Below are 23,594 nucleotides of genomic sequence, written 5' to 3' on the forward strand. Positions count from 1 at the left end.
TATATTTGCATTCTTAAATTCTTACAAAATATGCTACAAGTACAATTTATTAGAGAAAACAAAGAAACTGTTTTAGAAGGTTTAGCAAAACGTAATTTTGCAAATGCTGAAACAATTGTTGAACAAGTTTTAATTGCAGATGAAAACCGAAGAGCAACGCAAGTTTCTATGGATGATATTTTAGCAGAATCTAATAAGTTGTCCAAAGAAATAGGTGGCCTTTTTAAATCTGGTGAAGTGCAAAAAGCCAATCTTTTAAAAGAAAAAACGAGTCAGTTAAAAGAGAAGTCTAAAGAACTTGCAGAAAGTTTAAATGGTTTTGCAGAAGAGTTACAAAGTTTATTATATCAAATACCAAACGTACCTCATATTTCTGTAAAAGCAGGAACTTCTGAAGAAGACAATGAGAAAATTTTTAGTGAAGGTATTATTCCTGATTTAGGAGAAAATGCATTGCCTCATTGGGAATTAGCAAAAAAATACGACATTATAGATTTTGAATTAGGTACCAAAATTACTGGTGCTGGTTTTCCGGTATACAAAGGAAAAGGAGCAAGGTTACAACGTGCTTTAATTAACTATTTTTTAGATAAAAATATTAAAGCAGGTTATACAGAGGTGCAAGTGCCACATTTAGTAAATACTGAATCTGCAACAGCAACTGGGCAATTGCCAGATAAGGATGGGCAAATGTATCATTCTACAGTAGATGATTTATATTTAATACCTACTGCGGAAGTGCCAATTACAAATATGTTTCGTGGAAATTTAATGCAAGAAGCAGAATTTCCTGTAACTGTTACTGGTTATACGCCTTGTTTTAGACGTGAAGCTGGTAGTTATGGCGCGCATGTTCGTGGTTTAAACAGATTGCATCAATTTGATAAAGTAGAAATTGTACGAATTGAGCATCCAGATAATTCTTACCATGCTTTAAGCGGAATGGTAGAACACATAAAAGATATTTTACGTGAATTAAAATTACCTTACAGAATATTACGTTTATGTGGTGGAGATACTGGTTTTACAGCTGCTTTAACGTTCGATTTTGAATTATTTTCTACAGCACAAGACAGATGGTTAGAAATTAGTTCTGCATCTAATTTTGAAACTTTTCAAGCAAATAGATTAAAGCTTCGTTTTAAAAATAAAGAAGGTAAAAGCGAATTAGCACACACTTTAAACGGAAGTTCTTTGGCTTTACCGCGTGTTTTAGCCGGAATTCTAGAAAACTATCAAACAGCAGACGGAATTAAAATACCAGATGCTTTAGTTCCTTATTGTGGTTTTGATGTTATTGATTAGTCAGATTATTTCTGCTAACTGATACTGAAAACTAATTTTAGTTAGCAACAACAGCAATCATTAATCTTTTATATTTATTCATTTCTAAAAGCGCATTGAAATAAGCGGAAATTTGTCCGTTTTTCATAAACTCAATTGAATTGTTTTTTGCTGTTTCGTATTGTTTTGAAAAAGTATTCATAATCTTAAAATTTGATTGGTTATATATTCTATAGACAAGTTCCGTGCCAAAATGTTACAAGAGAACATTAAAAAGCACTTGGTTTAATAAAATTTTAACATTTATCTTGATTATCTTTGAATTTATATGAAAAGACTATTCTTGCTTATTTTTCTTTCTATTAGTACTTTTTGTACATCTCAAAACATACAAAATAGAGCGCAAAATGATTACTTGCTTGCCGAAATTTATTATAGAGCAGGTGAGTATGAAAAAGCAACACAACTTTATAAAAAGCTGTATGATAAAAGTCCGTTTAATACAACTTATCTAGGGCGCTTAATCTCTTGTTACCAAGAAACAAATCAATATTTAGTCTCAGAAAACTTACTTAAATCTCGTATAAAAGCAAATGCTTCTCAAGTCTATTTATTTGTCTATTTAGGGTACAATTATGAACGACAAGATTTAAAAGAAAAAGCCAAAATTAATTATGATTTAGCTATAAACTCTTTGAAAAAAAATGCTGCTTTTGGTGGTGTTATTGGTCGTCTTTTTAAAGATTACAACCTATTAGACAAAGCAATTTTGTCTTATGAAAAAGCAATGGAAGCAAGTAAAAATGCTAATTATAGTTTTCAGATTGCACAAATTTATGGTGAAAAGGGCGACTTCAAAAAAATGTTTGAATCGTATATTAATATGGTAGATAAAAACGAGAATTATTTTAATCTCGTACAAAGATATGCTAGCAGATATATTACTGATGATTCAGAAAATAAAGCCAATATCTTATTTAGAAAAACACTGTTAAGAAAGTCTGCAAGCAACCCAAAAGATGTTTGGAATGTTTTATTAAGTTGGTTATTTGCCCAGCAAAAAAATTATAGTAAAGCATTGATTCAAGAAAAAGCTTTGTACCAAAGAAACCCAACGAATCTCTCAAAAATATACAGTTTAGGTAAAATTGCTTTTGAAAACAAAGAATACAATGCAGCTAAAGATTGTTTTGCTTTTATTAAACAAAAATCTACTTTAAAAGAAGAAAAAATAGCAACCAATTTATACCTCGCTAAAATTGCTGTTGTTACAAAAAACCCAGAGACAGAGTCTTTATTTCAATCTTTATTTACCCTGTTTGGTAAAAACACTTCTACCATAAAATTACAAATAGAATATGCAGATTTTTTGACTTTTTCTAAAAACAAACCAGAAGAAGCTAAAGTTGTTTTAGAAAATGCAATTGATTATTCGAGCTCAAAATTTGATAAAGCAAGAATTAAGTTAAAACTAGGAGACATTTTAGTTTTTACTGGTAAATTCAACAAAGCATTAATTTATTTTTCACAGATTCAAACTCAACTAAAAAACCACGAGTTAGCACAACAAGCAAGGTTTAAAGTTGCTCAAACTAGTTATTTTAAAAGCGATTTTAACTGGGCAAAAGCACAATTAAAAGTGTTAAAAGGTTCTACAACACAACTCATTGCAAATGATGCATTAGCATTGTTTTTAAAAATTACAGACAATGAACCTTTAGACTCTATTCCTTCTGGATTAAAGCAACTGGCAAACGCAGAATTGTTGGCGTTTCAAAATAAAGACGAAGATGCTTTAATCGAAATTAATAACCTGTTTACAAAAAAAGAAGTTTTTATAAATGGATTAACTCCTGGAGAAATAATATATGATGATGCTTTGTTTTTTAAAGCAAAATTACTCATTAAACAAAAAAAATATGCAGAAGCAATTTTAAGTTTAGCTAAAATTGTTGCTGCAGATAATCAAGGTTTTTTAACTGATGATGTTTATTTTATGATGGCAGAATTGTATAATAACAATTTAAATAATCCAGAAAAAGCATCTGAATATTATCAAAAGATTATTTTTGATTTTTCTTCGAGTATTTATTTGGTAGATGCCAGAAAAAAATACCGAAAAATTAGAGGAGATAGTATTGAGTAGTCAGTTTTTAATATCAGTTTACAATTAAACAATTACACTTTTAAACAAATAAAAAATTACACAAATTTTATGTACATATACAACGTAACAATAAATATTGATGATTCTGCACATAACGAATGGTTAACGTGGATAGAATCTCACATTACTGATGTCTTAAACACAGGTAGATTTACTTCTGCAAAACTAACCCAAGTTTTAGTTGAAGAAGAGATGGGCGGAAAGACTTATTCTATTCAATACACTGCAAATACTAGAGAAGATTTAGACAATTATTACAAATTTGAGGCTGATAAATTAAGAAAATCTGGTTTAAAATTTGCTGATAAAATGTTAGCTTTTAGAACAGAATTAAAAATTATAAACGAGTTTTTTCCAATAAGTAATAGTAATTAATTTCTCTAAAAACTAGCGCCAATACCAAAAGAAAATGCTTTTATTTTAGAAACGCCTATTTTAAAATACTCATATCCTGAAAAAATTTGATAGTTTTTAATATGGTATTTCAACAATAATTTCGTCTTATGAACTTCTTGGTTATTTATGTTAGTCCATTTATGCGAAAAATCTAAACTTATAGGTTTGGCAATAAAAATTTCTACACCAACACCCAAACCAAAACCTGTTTTATTTACATCATTACCAACATGCATCATTCCTAAACCAAACCAAGCATCAAATCTTTGAGTTCTAATTCTATGGTATTTTAATAAAGCACTGTATAAAGAAAAAGAATCTCTTTTTCCGTTTACATTTTCAGATAAATATAGATAATCAACATCTACTGCAAATCGTTTTAGAAAGCGAAAGTTTACTCCAAAATTATTTCCATATAAATTACTGTTTTCGATTACAAAATTATTGGTAATATCAAACCTTGTAATGTTATAGTTAGTGGAATCTGTGTAAATAAAATTACCATAATTTTTTTCTTTAAATGCGTAATTAGAAATTTCTGCATTATGCATTCTACTATCCATTTCCCAAGGAGATTCTACAAGAATTCCATAAGCTGTATAAGCAAAAAGTCCCCAAAGAATACTCACAAACGGATTCATAGTATCATCATCATTAGAAACTGAACCTCTAGAACTTGTGTTTTTTGTTGATTTGTTTCCGCCTGAATTAGAAGTGTTTGTTTCTTTTAAACTTTCTTTTCCTTTATCTAGTTTTCCATTTTGAGAAATTAGCGTTGTATTTACACTAAAAATTAAAATAACTATAAGTAGTTTTTTATACATTTTGGTTGATTTTTAAAACTCAATCCGAGCCAAAAATTATGCCGAATTTAACTGTATCTTTGTTTTTGAAGATTAAAACAAAGATTGTGTCTGTAAAAGCAAAAAAACATTTAGGTCAGCATTTTTTAACGGATGAAAGTATTGCAAAAGATATTGCCGATGCTTTAACAGGAAATGGTTATGAAGACGTTTTAGAAATTGGCCCAGGAATGGGTGTTTTAACCAAGTATTTGTTAGAAAAAAAAGCAAAGGTTACTGTTATGGAATTAGATAGAGAATCTGTTGCCTATTTACATGATACTTTTCCTTTAGAACATATTAAATTAGATACTTCTAAAGATCATTTTGAAATTATTGAAGGTGATTTTTTAAAGAAAGAAATACAAGAAGTTTTTCAAAAAAAACAAGTAGCAATTATTGGTAATTTTCCATACAATATCTCTACTCAAATTGTTTTTAAAGCGATAGAAAATAGAGAATTTGTACCTGAATTTGCAGGTATGTTTCAAAAAGAAGTTGCTAAAAGAATTGCAGAAAAAGAAGGATCTAAGGTCTACGGAATTCTATCCGTTTTAACGCAAGCTTTTTTTGATGTAGAATACTTGTTTACAGTTCCACCAACTGTTTTTAATCCGCCACCAAAAGTAGATTCAGGAGTAATTAGATTCACTAGGAAAAAAGATTATTCACTTCCTGTAGACGAAAAAATATTTTTTAGAGTCGTAAAAACAGCATTTAATCAACGTAGAAAAATGTTGCGTTCTAGTTTAAAATCATTTAATCTTTCAGATACTTTAAAAGAAGATCCTATATTTACAAAACGACCAGAACAATTATCTGTACAGGCATTTATTTCTCTCACACAAAAATTAATAGAAAATGGCATTTGAAATCACAGATGAATTTCTAGAAAATCTATCAGAACTTATCATTTCTAAAAATGATACAGAAATTACTGTATTGTTTGCTGAAGTTCATTTTGCAGATATTGCAGAGGTTTTAGATGAAGTAGATTTCGATGAAGCTATTTATATTATTAAACTTTTAGATAGCGAAAAAACATCAGAAATTCTAACAGAATTAGATGAAGATACTCGTGAAAAAATTCTAGAAAACTTATCCGCAAAAGAAATTGCAGAAGAAGTTGAAGAAATGGATTCTGATGATGCTGCCGATATTATTGGTGAACTTTCAGAAGAACGACAAGAACGTGTAATTTCTGCTTTAGAAGATGATGAGTTAGCTGCAGATATTAAAGAATTACTGTCTTATGAAGACAATACTGCAGGTTCTTTAATGGCTAAAGAACTTGTAAAAGTTTATGAAACTTGGACTGTTGCTGGTTGTATGCGTAGAATTAGAGGGCAAGCAAAAGAAGTTACAAGAGTACATTCTATTTACGTTGTAGATAAAGATGATAAATTAGTTGGTAGACTTTCTTTAAAAGATTTAATTATTGCAAAATCTGATCAAAAAATAGCAGATATTTCTAAAGATACCGTAGATTCTGTAAACGTTGCAGAGGATGATGAAGAGGTTGCTAAAATAATGGCAAAATATGATTTAGAAGCAATACCTGTTGTAAATAATAATAATGTTTTATTGGGTAGAATAACTATTGATGATATTGTAGATGTTTTAAAAGAAGAAGCAGATAAGGATTATCAAATGGCTGCAGGTTTAACACAAGATGTAGATTCTGATGATAGTATTTTACAATTAACTAAAGCGCGTTTACCTTGGTTGTTTTTAGGCTTACTTGGTGGTGTTGGTGCTTTTCTAATAATGGAAGGTTTTCATGGCGTTTTTGCAAAATATGCAGCTTTATTTTTCTTTACACCATTAATTGCGGCAATGGCTGGTAATGTTGGTGTTCAGTCTTCAGCAATTATAGTACAAGGTTTAGCAAACGATGACGTAAAAGGAAGTATAAATAGTAGACTTTTTAAAGAAACGCTTTTAGCAGCTTTAAACGGCGTTATTTTAGCAATTTTTCTATTTCTTTTTGTTTGGGCATATCAAGGTAAAATAGATCTTGCTTTGGCTATTTCCGTATCGCTTGTTGTTGTTGTTATTATTGCAGGTTTAATAGGTACTTTTGTGCCTTTATTTTTGAATAAAAGAGGAATTGACCCTGCGATTGCAACTGGTCCATTTATAACTACAAGTAATGATATTTTTGGAATCTTAATTTACTTTTTGATTTCAAAACTAATTTTAGGCATATAAAAAAACCTTCCAGTAAAACTGAAAGGTTTTTTCTTTTTCTTTTAATTTTAGATATAAACCCCTAATCTTATATCTGCAATTAATCCCTTTTGTAGTATTTAGCTAAATAGTACACAGCAAATCTACAATACCTTTTAAGTTTTAGAATGTAAAAAACCGCAGTTTAAAATGTAAATTTCCGCAAAAAGAGGATTAATCTATAATTCCTAGTTCTTTTGCTTTTAAAATTAAGTCTGTGTTATTGTTCGCGTTTAAGTCAACTCTTAAATTTGCAAGCTTTGTTTCTATAGAACGAAGTTTAATAGATGAACCATCTCCCTTTTTAATCACTCCTTCTAAATTGGATATTTTAGGATGATTAGGAAGTTCTTTAAGAATTTGAATTGCAACATCATCCATTTGAATTTGAATAATATTACGTTTCATTATTTTTTGATGAATTTCGTGTGTGTAATAGTAGTCGTTAGCCAACATTTTTTTAACTGCAAAACCGATCTCTGTAGCATCGCATTTACTTTTTAGTAAATACGCATTTGGGTTTAAATTACTAATTACGTTATACACTCTATTGGTTTCTGTATGGCCGGTTATTACAGCAATTTTAATATCAATTTCATTATTTCTAATTGCTTTTATCAACTCTTCGCCGCCATCTAAATTGGTGTCTTTTGTAGAGTTATCAAAGCTTAAATCGGTAAATAACAGTTGAAACGGATTATTGTTTTGATGGGTTTTTATCAACTGAAAAGCGTCATCACAAGTATTTGTTGTAACCACATCAAAATCGCCGACTTCTTTTAGAGAACAAAGTATTCCTTGTATTACTAGTTGATGATCATCAGCAATTAAAATTCTTGTTTTATTTTCCATGTTTAGGGATTTCTATGTCAATATTAGTTCCTTTTTCTAATTCACTTTTAATAGAAAAAACACCATTAATCTCATCTATTCTTTCTTTCATATTTTTTATTCCAATTCCGTTTTTTTTATCACCCATATTAAAACCTTTTCCATTATCAGAAATTGTTAAAAAAACAGCCTTTTTTGTTTCACTAAAACTTAAAATAATGTTTTTTGCTGCTGCATATTTTTTAGCATTTTGAATACTTTCTCTTATTGTTAAAAACAAGGTTCTTTTAATAGCATTATTAATGTTTTTCCAATCTACATTATCTATTTTCTCTGCTTTAATTCTAAAGTTGGTGTCAAAAAAATCTGATATTAAATTGATTATTTGATCTTTAAAAGAGACTTCATTAAAGCTTTCGCTACTTAATTGATGTGATAAATTTCGCACATTTTCTTTAATAACATCTAAACTTTTTGCTTCTTCTATTTGATTTTTTTTAGTTAATTTTAAATGCAACATTCTAATATCTCCAGCAACTTCATCGTGTAAAGATTTTGCTATTTGTTGGCGTTCTTTTTCACGCGTTTCTACTTGTTGTAATTTAGCATCAAAAAGCAGTTTCTTTCTTCTACTAAAAGCAATACTTGTACCAAAACCAATAAACAAGATACTTGCGCCAGCTATTAACCAACCAATTGTTTTTTGTTGTTGTTCACTTTCTAAAAGCAATTGATTTTTTATATTTTCTTCTTTTAAACCAGCGTTTTCTTTATCTTTTTTTTCTGTTTCATATCTAACTTTTGCAAACTGGTTTTTTAAGTTTCTCTCTCTTGTAAATAAACTATCGCTTAATTTTATATATTCTTCTAAATACTTTTTAGCCGTTTCTCCTTTAGTAAGCTTAGATAAAAAATTTAAACACTCTAAAACTTGTTTATTGTTTCTTGTTTTTTTTCCTAATTCTAAACCCCTGTTTGCATGTTTTTTTGCTAGAGCGTATTTTTTATTCTTTAAATATGCTTCTGATAAAAAACTATGTGAAACACTCTGAGAATAAAGGTTTTTAGTTTTTATTCTACTTTTTAAAACTATTTTATAGCCTTCAATTGCTTTTTCTGTTTTTCCTTCCCTAAAATATACAGAAGATAAATTTCCCAAAAGAGCTTGGTATTGTTCTGGGTGTTTTGTTTCTAGACTATCGTAATTTAATCCTTCTTTAAACAAAGATGTTGCTTTTTTTAAATTTCCTTCATCTTTATAGGTCATTCCAATATTACTCAATAGGTTTAAGTAATTTCTTTCTCTTCTATGTTTTACAGTATTAAACTTAGAAATTTTTTTTGCTTTTATATAGTAATCTCTTGCCTCTTTAGGTTTTTTTAAATGACCCAAAGCGTTTCCTAAAGTTTGATATAAAGAAATTAAAGTTCTATATCTTTTAATGGGTTCTATATATTTTAGACCTTCAATCGTTGTTATTTCGCAACCTAAAAAATCTAACTCTTTTACTTGTATAATAGCCATAGATAATAATCTCCTTCCTATTTCAATAGAATCTTTTAGAACTATAGAAACATTTTTTGATTTATGGTAATAATAAAAAGTACTATCTAAATTATTTTTTATCTTATGATTTAAAGCTTCTAGATGATATGCTTTTGCTAGAGAAAAAGAATCTTTCTTAAGTTGAAAGTGTTTTAGTAGTTTGTTTGTAGAAAATGTTAGTCCTAAAGTATCTTTGATAAAATAACTTTGCTTTGCGTACTCAATACTTGTTTGCTTTATAAGAGAGTCTATTTTTAATTCTTCAGAAAGCAGCACTGCTCTTTTTAAATATAAAAATTTATTTACTCCTTTCGCATTCTTTAAATAGAAAGCAATAGAGTCTATGTTTTTATTTAATTCTTTCTTTTGAGAAAACACAGAAGTGCTTAAAAATAATAAAATTAATAGTGTGTTTAACTTCTTAAGGAGTAGACTCTTTAAACATTTATATTGCTGGTGTTTTCTCATCCTTTTTTAGAATTAAAACTCATTAATAATTCTGTAAAGTTCCTTTCTACTAGCTTCATTTCAATAGAGGTTTTTCGTAAAGCTTTAAAAATAGAATTTTAGATTTAAACTCAACTATATTTTATTCATTTTTTGAAATAAGTCCCAAAGAACAACACCAGTAGTTACAGAAATATTTAAAGAATGTTTTGTGCCTAATTGAGGAATTTCGATACACAAATCAGAAGCATTTACAACTTCTTGTTGTACACCTTTCACTTCATTTCCCATTACAACCACATATTTTTCACCTTTCTTCGGATAAAAAGTATCTAATTTCGTGCTATTTTCAGCTTGTTCAATAGCCAAAACTTTTACATTTTCAGCTTTTAATTTTTCAACTAAAGTTAATGTATCTTCAACATATTCCCAAGCCACAGATTCTGTTGCACCCAAAGCTGTTTTATGAATATCTTTATTTGGCGGAGTTGCACAAATACCACACAAGTAGATTTTTTCAATCAAGAAAGCATCAGAAGTTCTAAACACAGAACCAATATTATTCAAACTTCTAATATTGTCTAATATTACAATTATTGGTGTTTTTTCAACCGTTTTAAACTCATCAACTGTAATTCTACCTAACTCGTTATTCTTTAATTTCCTCATACTTTGTGAATAAGTTCAGTATAAACTGCTACTGAAAACTGCATACTAATATTTATCTTCGCAAAACTAACTGAAAATTTTCAAAAACTTGGCAAAAGCGAAACCAAAAAAGGTAACTCCTTTAATGAAACAATACAATGCTATCAAGACAAGATATCCTGATGCCATGTTGCTTTTTCGTGTAGGAGATTTCTATGAAACTTTTGGTGAAGATGCTAAAAAAGCTGCCGGAGTTTTAGGAATTACACTAACAAAACGTGGTGCAGGAAGTGAAACAGAAACTGCTTTGGCTGGTTTTCCGCATCATTCTCTAAATACTTATTTACCAAAGTTGGTGAAAGCAGGAATGCGTGTTGCTATTTGTGATCAATTAGAAGACCCTAAAATGACCAAAACCATTGTAAAACGTGGTGTCACAGAATTAGTGACTCCTGGAGTTTCTTTAAACGACGAAGTTTTACAAACCAAAACCAACAATTTTTTAGCAGCGGTTCATTTTGATAAAAAACAACTCGGAATTTCATTTCTTGATGTTTCTACAGGTGAATATTTAGTTGCCCAAGGAAATGCAGAATACATCGATAAATTATTACAAAATTTTAATCCGAGTGAAATTTTAGTTCAAAAACAAAATAAACAACAGTTTTTAGAACTTTTTGAAAACAGATATTATACGTTTTATTTAGACGATTGGATTTTTCAGAAGGGATATGCAAACGAAACTTTACAAAATCATTTTGAAGTTAAAAGTTTAAAAGGTTTTGGAGTTGAAGATTTAAAATACGGAATTATTGCCGCTGGTGCAGTGATGTATTATTTGTCTGAAACGCAGCATAATCAACTAAAACACATACAATCTATCAGCAGAATTGCGGAAGACAATTATGTTTGGATGGATCGTTTTACGGTAAGAAACCTAGAACTTTATAATCCGAATTCTATAAATGCAGTCACACTTTTAGATGTAATTGATAAAACCATTTCACCAATGGGTGGAAGGCTTTTAAAACGTTGGTTGGCGCTTCCTTTAAAAAATATTGAAGCGATTAAAAATCGTCACGAATTGGTGAAATTCTTTATAGATTCTGATGATTTTTCGAAGACTGTAACCTATCAACTAAAACAAATATCAGATTTAGAAAGATTGATTTCTAAGGTTGCGACAGGTAAAGCTTCACCAAGAGAAATTGTACTTTTAAAAGATTCTTTAAAGGCTATTTTACCGATAAAATCATCCGCAGAAAGTAGCGAAAACGCTACTGTTAAGGTATTAGGAAATCAATTGCATAATTGCAACGAATTAATTGATAAAATTAATGAAACCTTGTTTAATGATGCACCAGTAAACATCAATAAAGGAAATGCAATTGCTACTGGCGTTCATCAAGAATTAGACGATTTACGTGCAATTTCAAACTCTGGAAAACAGTATTTAGATAATATGCTAAATCGTGAAAAAGAAAGAACAGGAATTACGAGTTTAAAGATTTCTTTCAATAACGTTTTTGGGTATTATATTGAAGTTAGAAACTCTCATAAAGACAAAGTTCCAGAAGAATGGATTCGTAAACAAACCTTGGTAAATGCAGAGCGTTATATTACAGAAGAACTTAAAGAATACGAAACAAAAATTCTTGGAGCAGAAGAAAAAATAGGCAAATTAGAACAAGAAATATTTTCTAAATTATTACAGTATATCATTCAATTTGTACAAATTGTGCAAGAAAATGCGCAAATAATTGCAAAAATTGACTGTTTACTCTCTTTTTCCGTTTTAGCGATTGATAACAATTATGTGCGTCCGATTATGGATGAAAGCACAGATTTAGATATTAAAAATGGACGTCATCCTGTTATTGAAAAACAATTACCAATAGATCAAACCTATATTGCAAATGATGTTGTTTTAAATAGAAATCAGCAGCAAATAATTATGATTACTGGACCAAATATGTCTGGTAAATCGGCAATTTTAAGACAAACAGCACTCATTGTTTTATTAGCACAAATGGGAAGTTATGTACCTGCTCAAAATGCAAAAATTGGTATTGTAGACAAAATTTTTACACGAGTTGGCGCAAGTGATAATATTTCTATGGGCGAATCTACTTTTATGGTAGAAATGAACGAAACTGCTTCCATTCTAAATAACCTTTCTGAACGCAGTTTGGTGTTATTAGATGAAATTGGTCGTGGAACCTCAACTTATGATGGAATTTCAATTGCTTGGGCAATTTCAGAATTCTTACATGAACATCCATCAAAAGCAAAAACATTATTTGCTACACATTATCATGAGTTAAATGAAATGACAACCACTTTTGAGCGTATTAAAAACTTTAATGTGTCTGTAAAAGAGTTAGCAGATACTATTATTTTCTTACGTAAGTTGGTTTCTGGAGGTTCTAACCACAGTTTTGGAATTCATGTTGCTAAACTTGCCGGAATGCCAAATATGGTTATTCATAGAGCTAATAAAATTTTAGAAAAACTAGAGAAAAACAATAAAAACGCAGAAGTAAAAGACGTTTTAAAACAGACGCAAGAAGAAGAAATGCAATTGAGTTTCTTTCAATTAGATGACCCTTTATTAGAAAACATAAAAGAAGAAATTTTAGCTACTAATATTGATACGTTAACACCTATTGAAGCGTTAATGAAATTGAATGAAATTAAACGAATGTTGATTAAAAAGTAATAGAAAAGTACAAACTTTGTAATTTGCACTTATTCTGCTATTTTTTATATATGCAGTTATACCGCTTTGTTCTTTTTATTTAAAAAATAAATAATGCCCGCAAAAACTTCTATTCCTAAACCTATTAAAATTAGAATATTAGAATATTCAAATTTTGATATTTTTAAAAATGCTGCAATTGCAATCAATGTAATACCGATTAGTAATAAATTTTTAGGTTTTTTCATAGTATATAATTTAATAGTTAACAGCTACACATTGCAGCAATCAGTATTGCTATTTGAGGGTTTGACCAAAAAGCAATAAAACCAACCCAATCTTCAGTAAACTCATCATATTCTCTAGAACTGCAAGCACTTGCAGAACCATTATCTCCTTCTTCTTGTTGACACCATTCCCATTCGCCATCTGGGTCTGCATTTCTATTTAAGAAAATATTTTCAATGCTTCTTATTGATTGGATTTCATTATTTTTAACTTCAAAAGTAAATCCTTTTATTATGAATACTTTATCATTAAATAAATTTACCTTAAAAAATTGATAAATAGTGTTGTCAAAATTTTGTGTTATGTAAATTTTTTCTAGCGAATTTTTATAAGAATACTCTGTTAAAATTAAATATTTAGATAAACCTAATGATTTGAATATTGAAGTATTTTTTTCAATATTTCGAATGCTATTAATTCCAAAATGAGAATTAAATTTTTTTAATACTTCTGAATTATTTATTTTAGATAATTCATTATTTATTTGGTTTTGAGTGTACTTTATCCCATTAAATTCAGCCACAACATTAGGTTGATCTTTTAATGTTTGTTCATTTTCATTACATGCAAATAGTGTTATACTTAATATTATAGTAAGTGCATTTTTTGATAAATGTTTCATCTTTTAATTTTTTTATGTAAGTAACTATTACCTACTCTTTCGATTTTCAGAAATTAAACTCGTCTAACTATTTTAACGTCTTTTTATAGCTTTCACATATTTTGACATAAGATGGTAAATCTCTTTTTTACTTTACTTTAAATTTAAAACTATTTTTTTTGTAAAAATAAAAGATAAAAACTTACATGTCAATCCCTGAAAACCGTGAAATTTTCTTCTCACTGAAAACCGTGAGTTTTCTAAAGGTTTTCAGTGAGACAATAAAGTAAAACAACTAAAAGTCAATGATTTAAAAAGTGATTAGAAACCAACTTAATTATACTGTACTTCATTTCTATAAATACTTGAGAAAATAAAAAACACTAAAAAATAATTTCAATTGTATAATTGTTTCACCCTTTTATTAAAATAACTCATTATCTTTGTATTATGAATTCTATCCTTTTATTTATTAGTGGTCCAGAAATAATGGTGATTATGTTAATCGTTGTTATGGTTTTTGGAGCAGATAAGATTCCTGAAATTGCTAGAGGTTTGGGTAAGGGTATGCGCCAGGTAAAGGATGCAACCAACGATATTAAAAGAGAAATAAACGAAAGTTCTGAAAAAGGTAAAATTGAAACAGACGCTGCTACTGATATTACCAAAGGTGCTAGCGAAGAGTTTAAAAGAATTAAAAAGGATATAGACGCTATTACTGGGCCTATAAAACGTAATTTTTAAGTATTATATTACTCTACTTATTGTTAAACCATCTCTAATTGGTAACAAAACAGTTTCAATTCTAGCATCTTCATTTAGTAATTTATTATATTCTAAAAGTACTTTTGTATCGTTGTCTTTTGGATCTAACTTTTCTACAACTTTACCGCTCCAAAGTACATTGTCTGATAAAATTATTCCACCAGAATTCATTTTATCAATTATTAAATGAAAATAATTAATGTAGTTAGATTTGTCTGCATCAATAAAAACCAAATCGAACTTCTCATCAATTTTTGGAATAATATCTATTGCATTTCCTACAAATTGCTGAATTTGATTTCTAAAACCAGATTTCTCGAAGTATTTATTTTGAAGTGTTTCTAATTCTTCGTTTTTATCAATTGTAAAAATGGTAGCTTTAGAATGCATTCCTTCCGCTAAACAAAGAGCAGAATAGCCTGTATATGTACCAATTTCTAAAATATTTTTAGGCTGAATTAGTTTAGAAATCATAGACAAAATTCTTCCTTGAAAAGCGCCACTTAACATTCTTGGATTTAAAACTTTTTGCCAAGTTTCTTTACTTAGTTCTTGTAGAATTTTTGGTTCTTGTTGTGAATGTTCTACAATATAATTGTCTATTTTTTCTGGTAAAAAATGCATCTTTTCATTTGTTTAAACGCAGTTGAAAGCTAATTAAAATGATAAAAAATAAAATCTCTCGACTGCGTTCGAGCGGACAATTTCAAAAGTACAAAAAAACGGAATCTATATTTCTATAAATCCCGTTTCAATCTAACAAAAAATCAAAAATTGTGATTTTCTAAAAATTATGAAAATTTCTTTATATCTTTATTTTTTCAAACTCTTTTTTTAATGCTTCTTTTTCTTCTATTGTCATACATTGTTTAGAAGCTTTACAGCTTTTAGCATGATTGTTATATACTCTTGTAAGAATATTATTATGTTTGGTATACTTCGAGCAAATTTTGCATCTAATAAAATGAACACTCAATTTTATTTTTTCGGATAAAGTAGCAGCACCATATTGACTTTTATCACATATAGTAGTAGCTTCATCGCACGTAGTTTTTAAACTTTTAAACATATTCTAATTATTAAACCAGTTATCTTCCATACACTTTCGCAACTGTGTTCTTGCTCTGTGTATAATAACCCATAAATTTGACGCAGTAATATCTAACTCCTTACAAATCTCTTCGGTTTCAAATTCTTGTATGGTTTTCATTCTAAAAACCATGGCATATTTTTCCGGTAAGTTATCTATGCAAACTTCTATTTGACTTCTTAATTCTTCAGTTTCTATCTTTTTTTCAGACGCATTGTCCCAACTTTGTGGTACACGTTCTTCTATCCAGTTCCCTTCGTTTTCACCATCGTTATAAAAATTCATTCTAACTTCAGCTTTACCTTTATTAGAATTTATTCTTCTGTAATGGTCAATTATTTTTCTCTTTAAAATAGAAACCAACCACGTTCTTTCTGTAGATCTTCCTTGAAAATTTTTAGCAGATTTTAAACCTGCAAAAAAAGTATCTTGAACTAAATCTTTGGCTAAATCACTATCATTTACACGAACAACAGCATAATTAAACATATAATCAGCATAATTATCTATCCATTTATCGGTATTTAAAGTAACTTTTTCTTGCGTCATCTATAGAATAAAAATCAAATATAATGCTATTTTTCATCATTTAAAGCCTTACAATTTTCTCTTCTTCTCATATCTACCAAATAAATAATTTGCCAGGCTCCATTATTATTAAAAAGTTGAAATGAGTTAGCTCCACAATGACTAAAATTACCATTAAAATAGAACTCATAAGGCGTCCAAACAGATGCTAAATTTCCATCAATTTTAATATCATAAGAGAGTAACTTTTCTAAATAAATATGTGTTGGTTCCTTATTTGCAATGTTTATTAATAGCTCTTTTCTTGTTTCTGTCTTTAAATTTTTTACTCCTTCTTTATTTGTTGATGTTGTTTGGATTTTTAACTCCTTATGAAGTGTGCTTTTCATAACAGTACTATCGCCTTTATGTAAACCTTCAAAAAAGGTTTCAATGACTTTTTTTACTGCAACTTCTTCAGTATTCTTTTGAGCAGATAATGCAATTGAATAAACAAAAGCAATTAAAAAAAGAATAATTCTTGGCATATTTAGTTGATTAAAATTTTATAAAACTAATTAAAATTCTTCTATAAAAATTAAATTTATTTCAAATTAACGAAATATTAACTAGTTAAATATCTATTGCTTTTTCTTACTTTTACAAGATTCATAAAATGAAAAAATATGTCTGTAGCAAAAAAACAATATAAAAGAGTTACCGTAAAGTCTTTGGTTGAGATGAAAGCAAATGGAGAAAAAATTTCTATGCTAACTGCTTACGATTATACTATGGCAAAGATTTTAGACAGTTCTGGAATTGATGTTTTATTAGTTGGTGATTCTGCCTCTAACGTAATGGCAGGTCATGAAACTACTTTGCCTATTACTTTAGATCAAATGATTTACCATGCAAGTTCTGTTGTTAGAGCAATTGAACGTTGTTTGGTTGTAGTAGATTTACCCTTTGGTAGTTACCAATCTGACCCTAAAGAAGCTTTGCGTTCTGCTATTAGAATTATGAAAGAATCTGGTGGACATTCAATAAAATTAGAAGGTGGTAAAGAAGTTAAAGAGTCTATAAAAAGGATTTTAAATGCCGGAATTCCTGTAATGGGACATTTAGGTTTAACACCACAATCTATTTATAAATTCGGAACTTATACTGTTAGAGCTAAAGAAGAAGAGGAAGCAGAGCAACTAATGGAAGATGCTTTATTGTTAGAAAGATTAGGGTGTTTTGCCCTTGTTTTAGAAAAAGTACCTGCAAAATTGGCTCAAAAAGTAGCGGAAGCAATTTCTATACCTGTTATTGGAATTGGCGCCGGAAATGGTGTTGATGGTCAAGTTCTAGTTACTCATGATATGATTGGAATGACACACGAATTTAACCCTCGTTTTTTAAGACGTTATTTAGATTTATTTAAAGATATGTCTGGTGCTTTTGAAAACTATATTGCTGATGTAAAAAGTGGTGATTTCCCGAGTGATAAGGAGCAGTATTAAGAAAAGTCCATCGTAACCTTCCAAAAGGGAAGAAACTGTTGTGCAGTAATAATTGAAGTAAACTCTATAACTTTTTTAGTAAACATTAGTCATTCCAAAAAACTATGTTGACTATATTTCTATGTGGTCAAAAAAATACAAATGAAAATACTACACCTAGACACAAATCACCCACTTTTAATAGATCAACTAAACGATTTAGGTTTTACAAACAATGAAGATTACACGTCTTCTAAAGCAGAAATTGAAAACAAAATTCATCTTTATGATGGTTTCATTATCAGAAGTCGTTTTTCTATTGATAAAAACTTTTTAGACAAAGCAACAAATCTAAAATTTATTGCACGAGTTGGTGCTGGTTTAGAAAACATAAATTGCGATTATGCTACTTCTAAGAATATTGAATTAATTGCCGCTCCGGAAGGAAATAGAAATGCTGTTGGTGAACATTCTTTAGGGATGCTTTTATCACTTTTTAATAAATTAAATAAGGCCGATAAAGAAGTTAGAAACGGAAAATGGTTACGTGAAGAAAATCGTGGAATTGAGCTCGATGGAAGAACTGTTGGTTTAATTGGTTATGGTAATATGGGTAAATCTTTCGCAAAAAAATTAAGAGGTTTTGATGTTGAAGTACTTTGTTATGATTTAAAACCAAATGTTTCTGATGAAAATTGCAAACAAGTTACATTAGAGGAATTACAAAAAAAGGCAGCTATTTTAAGTTTACATACACCACAAACTGAACTCACAAAAAACATGATAAATGAGAAGTTTATCAACAATTTTAAAAACAATTTTTGGCTGATAAATACCGCACGTGGAAAATCTGTAGTTACAAAAGACTTGGTTTCTGCATTAGAAACTGGTAAGATTTTAGGTGCTGGTTTAGATGTTTTAGAATATGAAAAAGCTTCTTTCGAAAATCTTTTTTCTGATAATAAATTGCCAGAAGCTTTTAAATATTTAATCCATTCAGAGAATGTAATTCTCTCACCACACGTTGCTGGTTGGACAGTTGAAAGTAAAGAAAAATTAGCACAAACAATTGTCGATAAAATTAAAAATAAATTTTGTTAACTTGTTGGCTTTAAAATCAATATTATGATTATCAAAGCAACCTCGCCTGAAGAATATATAAATCAAGTTCCAGAAGAACGACAAAACGCACTTAATAAGTTGCGTAAAACCATCAATCAAAACTTACCAAAAGAATTTGAGGAAGGAATGCAATATAGCTTTATAAGTTATTATGTTCCGCATTCAATTTATCCAGATGGTTATCATTGCAACCCAAAAGAACCTTTACCTTTTATGAGTTTTGCATCCCAAAAAAATTCTGTAAACTTATATCATATGGGTATTTATGCGATTCCAGAAATTCATGACTGGTTCGTTTCAGAATATCCTAAACATTGCAAGCGAAAATTAGACATGGGAAAAAGTTGTATCCGTTTTAAAAAGGTAGAAGAAATTCCGTATGAATTAATTGCAGAATTGTGTAAAAAAATCTCTGTAAAAAAATGGATTGATATATATGAATCTAACATAAAAAAGAAATAAATGAAGAAAGGAAAAGTAACAGGAATTGGTGGTGTTTTCTTTAAAACTGATAACCCAAAAGGTTCTAAAGATTGGTATAAAAAACATTTAGGTTTTAATACTGATGATTGGGGTTGTACTTTTTGGTGGAAAGATAAAGAAGGTAAAGATTGTTCTACTCAATGGAGTACTTTTACAAAAGACACCAAACATTTTGAGCCTTCTAAAAAAGACTTTATGTTTAATTATAGAGTTGAAAATTTAGTAGAATTACTAGAAGAACTTAAAAAAGATGGTGTTATAATTATTGGTGAAATTCAAGAGTTTGAATATGGGAAATTTGGATGGATACTAGATAATGAAGATAATAAAATTGAACTTTGGGAGCCAATAGATGAAGCTTTTAAATAACAATATTTACACTTAACTAACTTACAATAAATAATTTATGTCAGAAAAAAACAATGAAATAGAAAAAAAAGAACCTGTAAAATCATTTACAGAAGAAGCAAAAGAAAAAGCTTCAGAAATAAAAGAAGAAACAAAAGAGATTTTAGAAAATGCTAAAGAGAAAATTAGCGAAACTTTTTCTGAAGAAAACATTGAAATGGTAAAACAAAAAGCAGGGGAATATACTGAAGTTGCAAAAGAAAAAGCAGCAGAATTTATGGATGATGCTAAAGATGCTTTTGGAGATATTAGTGAAAAAGGATCTGAATTAGCGGGGGAAGCTGCAGAGCATTTAGTAGATTTTGCTGAAGATGCAAAAGAAGAAATTAAGGAAGTAACCGGAAAAGCAAAAAACTTTTTTCAACGATTATTTAGTAAATAAAAAAACAACTCATGAACTTTTTATCAAATTATCCAGCAGAAGTATTAATTCTTCTTTTTTTAATTGTTACCTTTTTACAATCTGGTGCAGACAAATTATTAGATTGGAAAGGCAATGTTTCTTTTATAAAAGAACATTTTAAAAACTCTCCTTTAAAAAATAGTGTTCCACTATTATTAGCAATTATTTTAATTGTTGAAATCCTAGCAGGAATATTAATGCTTATTGGCGTGTTTCAATTATATACTTCAGAAGCAAAAGAAATTGCATCTTTCGGAATAGCCCTTTCTGCAGTCACATTAATTTTCTTGTTAATCGGACAACGACTTGCAAAAGATTATGCAGGAGCGATGTCTTTAGCAGTCTATTTTATTATATCAGTGTTTGGTGTTTTTCTTTTAAATAGTTAAAATTTATAAATAAATAATTTTAATAAATAATATTTATTAAAAAACCTCTTAAAATTTGCGTTTTAAGAGGTTTTTAATGTTTTGTAAACACATTAATCATTTTGATTCGTAAAACAAATTTAATCGTGTTTAAAATGATTTTTTAGTAGTTTTTTATCACATATATCAAAGAAGAATACTGTGATGAACTTCTTGCTTTCATATTGGAAAGAAAACCTCTATAAAAAGCATTAATGGGTTTCGTTTTTCCTGATTTATATTTTTCACTTAAAAGAGAAACATAATAAGAATCAAATTTCATAGGCAATGTTTTATCAACAATCATTTCTACTTCAGAAAAAAGTTTATGAATTGAACATTGACTAAAGTGCCACAAATGTCTTGGCACATCAAAAGCTGCCCAATGCTCTTTATAATATTTTGCGTCGTAACTTTTATAGTTTGGTACCGCAACAATTATTCTTCCACCTTTAGAAAGCATTTGTTTTAAGTTAAAAATATAATCTTGTAAATTTTCTACATGTTCTAAAACATGCCAAAGCGTAATTACATCGAATTTTTCATTCTGAAATTCAGAAAGTTGTTCTTTTAAAAACACCCCTTTTCCTGCAGCAATATTAATAGCATCTATACTTGGTTCTACACCAAAAGTATTCCAACTATTATTTTTACATACTTTTAAAAAATCTCCTGTTCCTGCTCCAACATCTAAAACATTCTTTGTAGTTGTTTTAAATGAATTTATTAAACGCAGTTTTCTTTTTAAAGTAATGTTTTTTACAGATTGATAAACTTTATCTAACACTGTTTTTTTAGAATCTGTATGTGATATATAATCTTCACTTTTATAATAATTTTCTAAATCAACAGGAACTGGTGAAGTAACCAACATTTTATATTCTTGATTAACCATTACCTCATAACTTTCTTCTGAAACAGTATAATCTTTACAATTTAAAAAAGGTAGCAAACCTTTGTAGAATTCTTTTTCTTTCCCCATAATTTTCTTTTTCTTTTTTATTTTCCTGCAATTGTTCCACGAGGAACAATTGCATTTCTTTATAATAGTTATCTACCCATATAAACCAAAAGTACAGAAATGTCACTTGGGGAAACTCCGCTAATTCTACTAGCTTGCGATATTGATGTTGGTTGTATTTTACTTAATTTTTCTCTAGCCTCAAATGAAATGGATTGTACTTTTTGATAATTAAAGTTAGATGGAATCATAACATTTTCTAACCTGTTTAATTTATCTGCATTGTTTTTTTCTTTTGTAATGTAGCCTGAATATTTTAAATGAATTTCTGCTTGTTCTATAACATCTTTATCTATGTTATTATCTTCTAAGAAAACACTTAACTTTTTTACATTCTTAAAATCTAATAAATCTAATTGCGGTCTTGCAGCTATTTTAAAAAGCTTCATTGATTGATTAATTAATGCCAAATTCTTTGCTTCTAGAATAGGATTAATTTCATCTTGCTTTACACTTGTTTCATTTAAAAACTTAATTAATAAATCTGTTTTAAGCTGCTTTTCTTCTACTCTTTCTAATCTTTCTTTAGAAGCTAAACCTAACTTAAAGGCTAAAGGAGTTAATCTTAAATCGGCATTATCTTGTCTTAATAAGGTTCTGTATTCTGCACGAGAAGTAAACATTCTATAAGGCTCTTCTGTACCTTTTGTAATTAAGTCATCTATTAAAACACCAATATAAGCTTCGTTTCTTTTTAGAATAAAAGGTTCTTTATCTTGAGTTTTTAAAGCAGCATTAACACCAGCCATTAAACCTTGTGCAGCAGCTTCTTCATAACCTGTTGTTCCGTTTATTTGACCAGCAAAAAATAATCCGTCAATCAATTTGGTTTCTAATGAATGTTTTAATTGTGTTGGCTGAAAGAAATCATACTCAATAGCATAACCATATCTTAAGAATTTTACATTCTCAAAACCTTCTACCGCACGAATTGCTTTGTCTTGAATATCTTCAGGAAGTGATGTTGAAAATCCATTTACATACATTTCACAAGTAGTCCAACCTTCTGGTTCTACAAATATTTGATGTCTATCTTTGGTAGCAAAACGGTCTACTTTATCTTCAACTGAAGGGCAATACCTTGGTCCTGTAGATTTAATTCTACCATTAAACATTGGTGATCTGTCAAACCCTTCACGAAGTAAATCGTGTACTTTTTTATTAGTATAAGTTAGGTAACATGACCGTTGTTTTTGTAACGCACTTGTTGTTGGTAGATAAGAAAATTTTTCTGTAATTTCATCACCAGGCTGCTCTAGCATTTTAGAATAATCCAACGAACGACCATCAACTCTTGGTGGTGTTCCTGTTTTCATTCTACCAGATTCAAAACCTTTAGCAACCAATTCTTCCGTGATACCAGTTGAAGCTCCTTCACCCGCTCTACCTCCTCCAAAACTTTTTTCGCCAATATGAATTAATCCATTTAAAAAAGTACCAGCGGTAATAATAACAGTCTTTGCTTTTATCTGTAAACCTAATGCTGTTTTTACGCCAATAATTTTATTTTCATCAAACAATAAGCCATTCACAGAATCTTGATAAAAATCTAAATTATAAGTTTGCTCTAACATCGTTCTCCAACATTCTGCAAATTGCATTCTATCAGACTGTGCTCTTGGACTCCACATTGCAGGTCCTTTAGATTTGTTTAGCATCTTAAACTGAATAGCTGTTTTATCTGTAACAATTGCACTGTAACCTCCTAACGCATCAATCTCTCTAACAATTTGTCCTTTTGCAATTCCACCCATAGCAGGATTGCAACTCATTTGCGCAATATTTTGCAAATTCATTGTAATTAACAATGTATGAGCACCCATATTTGCACTTGCTGCTGCGGCTTCACTTCCAGCGTGACCACCACCAACTACTATAACATCGAATGTTGTTGTAAATAAACTCATTTCTTATAGTTCCACGTGAA

At 29.1% G+C, this 23,594-nt stretch carries 26 protein-coding genes; 13 read left to right on the forward strand and 13 right to left on the reverse strand.

Annotated features, from left to right (window positions below):
• Positions 1-30 precede the first annotated feature (30 nt).
• Positions 31-1,305, forward strand: a complete 1,275-nt coding sequence (gene serS, locus V3V28_RS12330; protein ID WP_331365316.1) for a serine--tRNA ligase — start codon at positions 31-33, stop codon at positions 1,303-1,305.
• A gap of 37 nt (positions 1,306-1,342) precedes the next feature.
• On the opposite strand, the gene V3V28_RS12335 is transcribed toward serS, so the two are convergent.
• On the reverse strand, positions 1,343-1,486 hold the full coding sequence (locus tag V3V28_RS12335; RefSeq protein ID WP_331365317.1) for a hypothetical protein: 144 nt from the start codon (positions 1,484-1,486) through the stop codon (positions 1,343-1,345).
• A 126-nt stretch (positions 1,487-1,612) separates the two neighbouring features.
• On the opposite strand from V3V28_RS12335, the gene V3V28_RS12340 reads away from it, so the two are divergent.
• Both V3V28_RS12340 and V3V28_RS12345 read left to right on the forward strand, forming a co-directional pair.
• Positions 1,613-3,430, forward strand: coding sequence for a tetratricopeptide repeat protein (locus tag V3V28_RS12340; protein ID WP_331365318.1), 1,818 nt, complete (start codon positions 1,613-1,615; stop codon positions 3,428-3,430).
• A gap of 69 nt (positions 3,431-3,499) precedes the next feature.
• Positions 3,500-3,826 (forward strand): DUF4286 family protein, encoded by a 327-nt coding sequence (locus V3V28_RS12345; RefSeq protein WP_331365319.1) that lies wholly within the window; start codon positions 3,500-3,502, stop codon positions 3,824-3,826.
• Between the two features lie 5 nt (positions 3,827-3,831).
• Here V3V28_RS12345 and V3V28_RS12350 read toward each other — a convergent pair whose 3' ends face one another.
• Positions 3,832-4,671 carry a hypothetical protein gene (locus tag V3V28_RS12350; RefSeq protein WP_331365320.1) on the reverse strand — a complete coding sequence of 280 codons (840 nt, stop codon included), beginning with the start codon at positions 4,669-4,671 and terminating at the stop codon, positions 3,832-3,834.
• An 86-nt stretch (positions 4,672-4,757) separates the two neighbouring features.
• On the opposite strand from V3V28_RS12350, the gene rsmA reads away from it, so the two are divergent.
• The gene (rsmA, locus tag V3V28_RS12355) at positions 4,758-5,561 is read left to right on the forward strand and encodes a 16S rRNA (adenine(1518)-N(6)/adenine(1519)-N(6))-dimethyltransferase RsmA (RefSeq protein WP_331365321.1); all 804 of its coding nucleotides are present in this window, start codon (positions 4,758-4,760) and stop codon (positions 5,559-5,561) included.
• Entirely contained in the window at positions 5,551-6,900 is a 1,350-nt protein-coding gene (mgtE, locus tag V3V28_RS12360) for a magnesium transporter (RefSeq protein WP_331365322.1), read from the forward strand. The genes rsmA and mgtE overlap by 11 nt, the downstream gene beginning before the upstream one ends.
• Before the next feature lie 192 nt (positions 6,901-7,092).
• Here the strand turns inward: mgtE and V3V28_RS12365 are convergent, their stop codons facing one another.
• The 3 genes from V3V28_RS12365 to V3V28_RS12375 form a co-directional block, all read right to left on the reverse strand.
• On the reverse strand, positions 7,093-7,770 hold the full coding sequence (locus tag V3V28_RS12365) for a response regulator (protein ID WP_331365323.1): 678 nt from the start codon (positions 7,768-7,770) through the stop codon (positions 7,093-7,095).
• Complete coding sequence (locus V3V28_RS12370) at positions 7,760-9,763, reverse strand: tetratricopeptide repeat-containing sensor histidine kinase (RefSeq protein ID WP_331365324.1); 2,004 nt, start codon at positions 9,761-9,763, stop codon at positions 7,760-7,762. Before V3V28_RS12370 ends, V3V28_RS12365 begins: the two co-directional genes overlap by 11 nt.
• A 114-nt stretch (positions 9,764-9,877) precedes the next feature.
• Complete coding sequence (locus tag V3V28_RS12375; RefSeq protein ID WP_331365325.1) at positions 9,878-10,411, reverse strand: RNA methyltransferase; 534 nt, start codon at positions 10,409-10,411, stop codon at positions 9,878-9,880.
• Positions 10,412-10,499: 88 nt separating this feature from the next.
• Between V3V28_RS12375 and mutS the strand changes: the two genes are divergently transcribed.
• A complete protein-coding gene (mutS, locus tag V3V28_RS12380; protein ID WP_331365326.1) occupies positions 10,500-13,109 on the forward strand; it encodes a DNA mismatch repair protein MutS in 2,610 nt (869 codons plus the stop codon).
• A 56-nt stretch (positions 13,110-13,165) separates the two neighbouring features.
• Here mutS and V3V28_RS12385 read toward each other — a convergent pair whose 3' ends face one another.
• Positions 13,166-13,336 (reverse strand): hypothetical protein, encoded by a 171-nt coding sequence (locus V3V28_RS12385; protein WP_331365327.1) that lies wholly within the window; start codon positions 13,334-13,336, stop codon positions 13,166-13,168.
• A gap of 17 nt (positions 13,337-13,353) precedes the next feature.
• Positions 13,354-13,998, reverse strand: coding sequence for a hypothetical protein (locus V3V28_RS12390; RefSeq protein WP_331365328.1), 645 nt, complete (start codon positions 13,996-13,998; stop codon positions 13,354-13,356).
• 429 nt (positions 13,999-14,427) lie between these two features.
• On the opposite strand from V3V28_RS12390, the gene V3V28_RS12395 reads away from it, so the two are divergent.
• Complete coding sequence (locus V3V28_RS12395) at positions 14,428-14,721, forward strand: Sec-independent protein translocase subunit TatA/TatB (protein WP_331365329.1); 294 nt, start codon at positions 14,428-14,430, stop codon at positions 14,719-14,721.
• 3 nt (positions 14,722-14,724) lie between these two features.
• On the opposite strand, the gene V3V28_RS12400 is transcribed toward V3V28_RS12395, so the two are convergent.
• From V3V28_RS12400 to V3V28_RS12415, 4 genes are all read right to left on the reverse strand, one after another.
• On the reverse strand, positions 14,725-15,366 hold the full coding sequence (locus V3V28_RS12400; protein ID WP_331365330.1) for an O-methyltransferase: 642 nt from the start codon (positions 15,364-15,366) through the stop codon (positions 14,725-14,727).
• A 181-nt stretch (positions 15,367-15,547) separates the two neighbouring features.
• Entirely contained in the window at positions 15,548-15,811 is a 264-nt protein-coding gene (locus V3V28_RS12405; RefSeq protein ID WP_331365331.1) for a hypothetical protein, read from the reverse strand.
• Positions 15,812-15,814: 3 nt separating this feature from the next.
• Positions 15,815-16,381, reverse strand: a complete 567-nt coding sequence (locus V3V28_RS12410; protein WP_331365332.1) for a sigma-70 family RNA polymerase sigma factor — start codon at positions 16,379-16,381, stop codon at positions 15,815-15,817.
• A gap of 26 nt (positions 16,382-16,407) precedes the next feature.
• Complete coding sequence (locus V3V28_RS12415; protein ID WP_331365333.1) at positions 16,408-16,887, reverse strand: nuclear transport factor 2 family protein; 480 nt, start codon at positions 16,885-16,887, stop codon at positions 16,408-16,410.
• A 138-nt stretch (positions 16,888-17,025) separates the two neighbouring features.
• On the opposite strand from V3V28_RS12415, the gene panB reads away from it, so the two are divergent.
• The 6 genes from panB (at position 17,026) to V3V28_RS12445 (ending at position 20,628) form a co-directional block, all read left to right on the forward strand.
• Complete coding sequence (panB, locus tag V3V28_RS12420; RefSeq protein ID WP_331365334.1) at positions 17,026-17,844, forward strand: 3-methyl-2-oxobutanoate hydroxymethyltransferase; 819 nt, start codon at positions 17,026-17,028, stop codon at positions 17,842-17,844.
• A 141-nt stretch (positions 17,845-17,985) separates the two neighbouring features.
• A complete protein-coding gene (locus V3V28_RS12425; RefSeq protein WP_331365335.1) occupies positions 17,986-18,924 on the forward strand; it encodes a 2-hydroxyacid dehydrogenase in 939 nt (312 codons plus the stop codon).
• A 24-nt stretch (positions 18,925-18,948) separates the two neighbouring features.
• A complete protein-coding gene (locus V3V28_RS12430) occupies positions 18,949-19,407 on the forward strand; it encodes a DUF1801 domain-containing protein (RefSeq protein WP_331365336.1) in 459 nt (152 codons plus the stop codon).
• Positions 19,408-19,797, forward strand: a complete 390-nt coding sequence (locus V3V28_RS12435) for a VOC family protein (RefSeq protein ID WP_331365337.1) — start codon at positions 19,408-19,410, stop codon at positions 19,795-19,797.
• A 37-nt stretch (positions 19,798-19,834) separates the two neighbouring features.
• Complete coding sequence (locus V3V28_RS12440; protein ID WP_331365338.1) at positions 19,835-20,218, forward strand: hypothetical protein; 384 nt, start codon at positions 19,835-19,837, stop codon at positions 20,216-20,218.
• A gap of 11 nt (positions 20,219-20,229) precedes the next feature.
• Positions 20,230-20,628, forward strand: a complete 399-nt coding sequence (locus tag V3V28_RS12445) for a DoxX family membrane protein (protein WP_331365339.1) — start codon at positions 20,230-20,232, stop codon at positions 20,626-20,628.
• Between the two features lie 142 nt (positions 20,629-20,770).
• Here the strand turns inward: V3V28_RS12445 and V3V28_RS12450 are convergent, their stop codons facing one another.
• Both V3V28_RS12450 and mnmG read right to left on the reverse strand, forming a co-directional pair.
• Positions 20,771-21,628, reverse strand: a complete 858-nt coding sequence (locus V3V28_RS12450; protein WP_331365340.1) for a class I SAM-dependent methyltransferase — start codon at positions 21,626-21,628, stop codon at positions 20,771-20,773.
• Positions 21,629-21,696: 68 nt separating this feature from the next.
• On the reverse strand, positions 21,697-23,574 hold the full coding sequence (gene mnmG / locus V3V28_RS12455; protein ID WP_331365341.1) for a tRNA uridine-5-carboxymethylaminomethyl(34) synthesis enzyme MnmG: 1,878 nt from the start codon (positions 23,572-23,574) through the stop codon (positions 21,697-21,699).
• Positions 23,575-23,594 lie beyond the last annotated feature (20 nt).

Source organism: Polaribacter sp. (assembly GCF_036480315.1).
In the GTDB taxonomy this organism is placed as follows: Bacteria; Bacteroidota; Bacteroidia; order Flavobacteriales; family Flavobacteriaceae; genus Polaribacter.

Excerpts from the sequence above, each read along its gene's own strand:
- V3V28_RS12335 (WP_331365317.1), bottom strand. The coding sequence starts at position 1,486 with ATGAATACTTTTTCAAAACAATACGAAACAGCAAAAAACAATTCAATT.
- V3V28_RS12450 (WP_331365340.1), bottom strand. The coding sequence starts at position 21,628 with ATGGGGAAAGAAAAAGAATTCTACAAAGGTTTGCTACCTTTTTTAAAT.
- V3V28_RS12410 (WP_331365332.1), bottom strand. The coding sequence starts at position 16,381 with ATGACGCAAGAAAAAGTTACTTTAAATACCGATAAATGGATAGATAAT.
- V3V28_RS12345 (WP_331365319.1), top strand. The coding sequence starts at position 3,500 with ATGTACATATACAACGTAACAATAAATATTGATGATTCTGCACATAAC.
- V3V28_RS12375 (WP_331365325.1), bottom strand. The coding sequence starts at position 10,411 with ATGAGGAAATTAAAGAATAACGAGTTAGGTAGAATTACAGTTGATGAG.
- panB (WP_331365334.1), top strand. The coding sequence starts at position 17,026 with ATGTCTGTAGCAAAAAAACAATATAAAAGAGTTACCGTAAAGTCTTTG.
- V3V28_RS12435 (WP_331365337.1), top strand. The coding sequence starts at position 19,408 with ATGAAGAAAGGAAAAGTAACAGGAATTGGTGGTGTTTTCTTTAAAACT.
- V3V28_RS12425 (WP_331365335.1), top strand. The coding sequence starts at position 17,986 with ATGAAAATACTACACCTAGACACAAATCACCCACTTTTAATAGATCAA.
- V3V28_RS12370 (WP_331365324.1), bottom strand. The coding sequence starts at position 9,763 with ATGAGAAAACACCAGCAATATAAATGTTTAAAGAGTCTACTCCTTAAG.
- V3V28_RS12415 (WP_331365333.1), bottom strand. The coding sequence starts at position 16,887 with ATGCCAAGAATTATTCTTTTTTTAATTGCTTTTGTTTATTCAATTGCA.
- mnmG (WP_331365341.1), bottom strand. The coding sequence starts at position 23,574 with ATGAGTTTATTTACAACAACATTCGATGTTATAGTAGTTGGTGGTGGT.
- V3V28_RS12390 (WP_331365328.1), bottom strand. The coding sequence starts at position 13,998 with ATGAAACATTTATCAAAAAATGCACTTACTATAATATTAAGTATAACA.
- V3V28_RS12395 (WP_331365329.1), top strand. The coding sequence starts at position 14,428 with ATGAATTCTATCCTTTTATTTATTAGTGGTCCAGAAATAATGGTGATT.
- serS (WP_331365316.1), top strand. The coding sequence starts at position 31 with ATGCTACAAGTACAATTTATTAGAGAAAACAAAGAAACTGTTTTAGAA.
- V3V28_RS12440 (WP_331365338.1), top strand. The coding sequence starts at position 19,835 with ATGTCAGAAAAAAACAATGAAATAGAAAAAAAAGAACCTGTAAAATCA.
- V3V28_RS12445 (WP_331365339.1), top strand. The coding sequence starts at position 20,230 with ATGAACTTTTTATCAAATTATCCAGCAGAAGTATTAATTCTTCTTTTT.
- V3V28_RS12400 (WP_331365330.1), bottom strand. The coding sequence starts at position 15,366 with ATGCATTTTTTACCAGAAAAAATAGACAATTATATTGTAGAACATTCA.
- V3V28_RS12405 (WP_331365331.1), bottom strand. The coding sequence starts at position 15,811 with ATGTTTAAAAGTTTAAAAACTACGTGCGATGAAGCTACTACTATATGT.
- mgtE (WP_331365322.1), top strand. The coding sequence starts at position 5,551 with ATGGCATTTGAAATCACAGATGAATTTCTAGAAAATCTATCAGAACTT.
- V3V28_RS12340 (WP_331365318.1), top strand. The coding sequence starts at position 1,613 with ATGAAAAGACTATTCTTGCTTATTTTTCTTTCTATTAGTACTTTTTGT.
- V3V28_RS12385 (WP_331365327.1), bottom strand. The coding sequence starts at position 13,336 with ATGAAAAAACCTAAAAATTTATTACTAATCGGTATTACATTGATTGCA.
- V3V28_RS12365 (WP_331365323.1), bottom strand. The coding sequence starts at position 7,770 with ATGGAAAATAAAACAAGAATTTTAATTGCTGATGATCATCAACTAGTA.
- V3V28_RS12430 (WP_331365336.1), top strand. The coding sequence starts at position 18,949 with ATGATTATCAAAGCAACCTCGCCTGAAGAATATATAAATCAAGTTCCA.
- V3V28_RS12350 (WP_331365320.1), bottom strand. The coding sequence starts at position 4,671 with ATGTATAAAAAACTACTTATAGTTATTTTAATTTTTAGTGTAAATACA.